4 protein-coding genes are annotated in these 5,527 nt (G+C 67.5%); 2 read left to right on the top strand and 2 right to left on the bottom strand.

Annotated features, from left to right (window positions below; translation table 11 throughout):
* Positions 1-45 precede the first annotated feature (45 nt).
* Positions 46-3,027 carry a UPF0182 family protein gene (locus ACFWF3_RS22260; RefSeq protein ID WP_379315127.1) on the bottom strand — a complete coding sequence of 994 codons (2,982 nt, stop codon included), beginning with the start codon at positions 3,025-3,027 and terminating at the stop codon, positions 46-48.
* 156 nt (positions 3,028-3,183) lie between these two features.
* On the opposite strand from ACFWF3_RS22260, the gene ACFWF3_RS22255 reads away from it, so the two are divergent.
* Complete coding sequence (locus tag ACFWF3_RS22255) at positions 3,184-3,762, top strand: PPA1309 family protein (RefSeq protein ID WP_266292347.1); 579 nt, start codon at positions 3,184-3,186, stop codon at positions 3,760-3,762.
* On the opposite strand, the gene ACFWF3_RS22250 is transcribed toward ACFWF3_RS22255, so the two are convergent.
* Positions 3,763-4,788, bottom strand: a complete 1,026-nt coding sequence (locus ACFWF3_RS22250) for a PDZ domain-containing protein (protein WP_379315126.1) — start codon at positions 4,786-4,788, stop codon at positions 3,763-3,765.
* 127 nt (positions 4,789-4,915) lie between these two features.
* On the opposite strand from ACFWF3_RS22250, the gene ACFWF3_RS22245 reads away from it, so the two are divergent.
* Positions 4,916-5,527 (top strand): zinc-dependent metalloprotease (locus ACFWF3_RS22245; protein WP_379315125.1); only part of this gene is annotated, 612 nt, incomplete at its 3' end.

Below are 5,527 nucleotides of genomic sequence, written 5' to 3'. Positions count from 1 at the left end.
CCCGTCGACCAGACGGGGCCTTTCTTGCTGCTATGCGGCGGTCGGCTACCGGCCGCCTGCGTCCTGATACGCCTTCACCGCGGCGTCCAGCTCTTCCAGCGCCTTACCGAAATCGGTGAAGTTGCCCGTCCGCATCGCCGTGCGCACCGCCTCGATCTTGCGGCTCAGCTCGGCGGCCGCGGCCTCCTGCGTCGATCCAGCGGGCGGCGTCGTCCCCGGCTGCGGCGTGGTGCCGTTACCGGGCGGAGTGACCGCGCCCTGGTCGACCGGCGGGATCGCCCCCGGTTTCGGCTTCACCGACGGATCGCCACCGAACGGCGTCGCCAGCGAACCCGCACCCGGCATCACCTGGTTCAGCGCCTCGGCCAGCGTCGGCGCGTAGCCCACCTTCACGCTGCCCGCCGCGTCGCGATAGCTCACCAGCACGCGAAGCAGCTGCGGGAAGGTCGACGAACCGGTGTTGCGCTCGTTGTAGAACGGCTCCACGTAGAGGATGCCGCCGTCGGCCACCGGCAGCGTGAGCAAGTTGCCGTAGCGGATCTTGTTCGAGTTCGACAGCAGGGTTTTCTCTCGGGAGACCGCGTCGGCGGTGGTCATCGAGTTCTGTGTCTGCTGCGGGCCCTGCGTCTGCGTTTCCACCGGCAGCTGCAACACGGTGAACTTGCCGTACCCGTCGGGGTCCGACCGCACCGAGATGTAGGCCGAGAGGAACTGCCGGTTGTAGCCGACCATCGCCGAGGTCAGGTTGAACACCGGCTTGTTGGTCTTCGGGTCACCCAGCAACACGTAATACGGGGGCTGGTTGAACGTGCCGCCCTCGATGGTCGGATCACTGGGCACCGACCAGAACGCGTTGTTGGTGAAGAACTCACGCGGGTTGTCCACGTGGTACTTCGTGAGCATGTCGCGCTGGACCTTGAACAGGTCCTCCGGGTAGCGGAAGTGCGCGCGCAGCTCGGGCGAGATCTCGCTCTGCGGCTTCACCGCATCGGGGAACACGCCGCGCCAGGCCTTGAGCACCGGGTCGGTGGTGTCGGTCTCGTACAGGGTGACGGTGCCGTCGTACGCGTCGACGGTGGCCTTCACCGAGTTACGGATGTAGCTGACCTCCTTGCGCGGGATGACCCGCCCGGTCTTCTTGTCGATGCTGTCCTCGACCGCGCCGTCGAGCGACGTCGGCTGGGCGTAGGGGTACTTGTCCAGCGTGGTGTAGGCATCGACGATCCAGACCACACGCTCGCCGACGACCGCGGGGTAGGCGTTGCCGTCGGTGGTCAACCACGGCGCGACCTTCTGTACCCGGTCGCGCGGACCGCGGTTGAACAGGATCTTGGAGTCCTCGCTGATCGCCGAGGAGAACAAGATGTTGCGCTCGGCGTACTTGGCCGCGAAGGCCAACCGGTTGAACCAGTTCCCGATCGGCACGCCACCGCTGCCGTCGTAGGTGAACTGCGCCTGATCGGAGTCGTACTCCCGCGGCGCCTGGCCCTCCGCGGTGCCGACGATGGCGTAGTCGGGATCGGTCTGGGCGATCAGCTCGCCGTAGTAGATCCGCGGCTGCTCGACCTTGATCTGCTGGTCTTCGACCTTGGTGAACAGGTCGCTCACCATGAACAGCGGATAGCCCGAATCACTGCCGCCCGTGGCACTCTGGGCCTCGGACTGCGGCTTGTTGACCCGGTTGGCGGGCGCGGCGACGAAGCCGTTGCCGTGGGTGTAGACGGTGTGCTGGTTGATCCAGTCCTTCTGGTTGCCCGACAGCGCGGCCGGATGCAGCTCACGCGCGGCCACGATGTAGTCCTGGACGTCGCCGTTGAGGCTGTAGCGGTCGATGTCGAGCGACTCGGGGAAGCCGTAGAAGTTCTTGCGCTGCTGGAGCTGGGTGAAGGTCGGCGAGAGGATATTCGGGTCGAGCAGTCGGGCGTTGCCGATGGTGGCCGCGTCGGCAGGCACCTCGAGCGGGCTCTTCCTGCTCTCGCCCTGGTAGTTCTGATACTCGACCTTGTCGTCGGTGATCCCGTACGCCTCGCGAGTCGCCTGGATATTGCGCTCGATATACGGACTTTCCTTCTCCGCGGCGTTGGGGCGCACCGAGAACTGCTCGACCACCATCGGCCACACCGCACCGACCAGGATCGACGACAGCACCAGCAGCGCGGCCGCCATCGCGGGAACCCGCAGATCGCGCAGCACGATCCCGGCGAAGAACGCCATCGCGCAGATCACCGCGATCGACAGCAGGATCAGCTTGGCGGGCAGCACCGCGTTGATATCGGTGAACGACGGACCGCCGAACGTCGGCTCCTTACGCGTACTCGACAACAGGTCGTACCGGTCGAACCAGTACGCCACCGCCTTGAGCAGCACGAAGATTCCCGCGATCACCGCGAGCTGCACGCGCGCTGCCCTGGTGAGGGTGCCTTCACGCCCGGCCAGCCGCAAGCCGCCGAACACATAGTGGGTCACCAGGTTCGCGAAGAACGCGATCACCACGGCGACGAACAGCCAGTTCAGCACCATCCGGTAGAACGGCAGATCGAAGGTGTAGAAGCCGATGTCGAGATGGAACTGCGGGTCCTGCTGACCGAACTCGCCACCGTGCAGGAACAGCTGCACCGTCGCCCAGTTCGACTGCGCGACCAAACCCGACAGTACGCCGAGCAGCACCGGGATACCGACGCCGAACAGCCGCAGCTTGCTCATCACGGTCGTGCGGTAGCGCGCGATCGGATCGTTGGGCCCCGCGACCGGCACGAAGACCGGACGTGACCGATAGGCCAGCAGCAGCGCCGCCCAGACCACCAGGCCGACGAGCAACGCGACGACCACGAACAGCATCAGCCTCGTGCGCAACACGCCGAGATACACACTGCGATAACCGACCTCACCGAACCACAACCAATTGGTATAGGCATCGGTGAAGCGGGGCCCGAGCAGCAGCAGCGCCGCGAGGACGACTGCTGTCACCAGCAGCACACGGCTGCGTCGGGACAACGAAGGTAAGCCGGTGGGGGGCCGCATGCCCACGGTGCCACTCTCCATGCTCCGGCGGTTCCACACCGTGATCGGCGCAGTCACCGCAGTCCGAATATTGCGGGAGATCCGTTGCCGGACCGTTTGCGCCCACTCTACGGAAATCGGACACCGTGCAAGCGTCTGGGCCGAAAATGATTGGATGTGCGGGTGACCGAAGACGAGCACGCCGAAGTTCTCCTCGCCCGCTGTGTGCGCGAGGTCGTCGAGTTCGCCGACGCCGAGGGCTGGGGAAACCCGCCGCAGATGTTCGCGTTGGTGCCGACCGCCGACCTGGCCGCGGCCGAACCGGACCTGCAAGACCAGCTCGACGACGGCAGCGAGCTGACCCCCGTGGCCCAGGAAGCCTTCCCCGACGACATCACCGGCGGGTCGATGGCGCTGGACGAGTTCCTGGCCACCACCACCTGGCCGCCCGCGGTCGAAGGCTGCGTGCTGGTGCAGGAGATCGTGGTGCTGCCGCCCGACGCCGAGAGCGATCTCGACGAAGCGCTGGTTCCGCTACTCGCCGATGACGAGGCCGCCGACGCGGCCGGGCGCGCCGCCGCGCACGCGCACCCGGGTCGGCGCGACGCCCGGCTCATCGCGGGGGTACTGCGCCAGGGCGCCACCCTGTGCCTGCTGCAGATCCGTCCCGAGGACGACGACGGCTTCGGCGACCTCGACCTGCGCACCTACCCCAACCTGGCACCGGGCCTGGTCGAGGCCCTGCATCACACGCTGGAGTGACTACTTGCAGCCGATCGGCTCGCGACCCGCGTTGATCTCGGCCAGTCCGGCGATCGCGCTGTCGAGGGTGTCGACCTTCACCAAGCGCAGGCCCTCCGGAGCACGCTGACCGGCCTCGTTGCAGTTGTCGGCGGGGACCAGGAAGGTTTCCGCGCCTGCCTCGCGCGCCGCGATCATCTTGTACTGGATGCCACCGATCGGACCGACCTTGCCGTCCTGGTCGATGGTGCCGGTGCCCGCGACGAACTTGCCGCCGTTGAGTTCGCCCGGCGAGAGCTTGTCGATCAGCGAGAGGCTGAACATCAGGCCGGCCGACGGTCCGCCGATATCGGCGAGGTTGAACTCGACCTGCAACGGCGGACGTCCGCCTTCACCCGGGGTGATGCCGAGGTAGCCCTTCGCCTCGTCGCCGGGACGAGCCGCCAGGGTGATCGGACTGGTCAGCTCGAGATCGCCGCGACGGTGGACGACGGTGATGGTGGCGCCGGGCGCCTTGGTGCCGACGATGTCGATCACGTCCTTGGGCGCGGTGATCGGGGCGCCGTCGATGCTGATCAGCTCGTCACCGACCTCGAGCACGCCGTTGGCCGGGCCTTGCTCGCCGAGTCCGCGGACCAGCACGACCGTCGGCATCTTCAGGTAGTGCAGCGCGGCGACCTCGGCATCGCTCTCGGAATCCTTGAAGTCCTGTTGGTTGGACTTGTCGACCTCCTCGCGTGACACGCCGGGCGGGTACACCTCGGCGCGTGGGACAAGGCCGTGCTCACCGCTGGCCCAGAACCCGAACGCCTCGAACAGGTTCAGCCCGTCGCGCACCGACACGGTCGTCATGTTCAGGTGCCCGCTCGTGGGATCCAGTGGCGCGCCGGTGACATCGACCACCTGCTTGCCCTCGACCTGGCCGAGGGTGTCGAAGGTGGGGCCGGGGCCCAGCGCGACGAACGGCACGGTGACCACGCTGCCTGCCACACCGAGCACGAGGACAGGGACGAGGGCGACGATCAGGGTGAGGATCCGACGATTCACTCGGACCACAGTAGTGATCAACGCCCGTGACCGACGGCAGTGGCACGCTTTACGGCGTGGGCGTCGTCGCGCGATTTCGCGATGCGCGAACACCGTGGGCCCGGGGGTCCCGCGTAACGTAAGAGGTATGAGCGATCTCCCCTTCGGCTTCTCGACCGGCGACGACGACGATTCCGGCAAGCGTCGCGACGAGGGCAACGGACCCGGCGGAAACGATCCGTTCGGGTTCGGAGCGGGCGGCGCCGGCGGTGCGGGCGGCTTCGATCCGTCGCAGCTGGGCCAGATGCTGAGCCAGCTCGGGCAGATGATCAGCGGCATGGGCCAGGGCATGGGTCCCGGCGGCGCGCAGTCCGGCCCGGTCAACTACGACGTCGCCAAGCGACTGGCCCGCCAGCAGCTCGGCTCCACCATCGCCCCGATCGCGTCGGGGACCACGACCGCGGTGACCGACGCGGCGCACCTGGCCGAACTGTGGCTCGACGGCGCCACGGTGCTGCCCGCGGGCGCCACCAAGACGGTCGCGTGGACCCCGAACGACTGGATCGAGGAGACGCTGCCCACCTGGAAGCGCCTGTGCGATCCAGTGGCCGAGCAGATCTCGGGCATGTGGACGGCGCAGTTGCCCGAGGAGGCCAAGCAGTTCGCCGGGCCGATGGTCGGCATGCTCGGCCAGATGGGCGGGCTGGCGTTCGGTTCCCAGCTCGGTCAGGCGCTCGGCCAGCTGGCCAAGGAGGTGCTG

The sequence above is a fragment of the Nocardia sp. NPDC060220 genome (genome assembly GCF_042727815.1).
Taxonomy (GTDB): domain Bacteria; phylum Actinomycetota; class Actinomycetes; order Mycobacteriales; family Mycobacteriaceae; genus Nocardia.
Note: the sequence above shows the minus strand (reverse complement) of the source record. Positions and strands in the feature narration are given on the sequence as shown.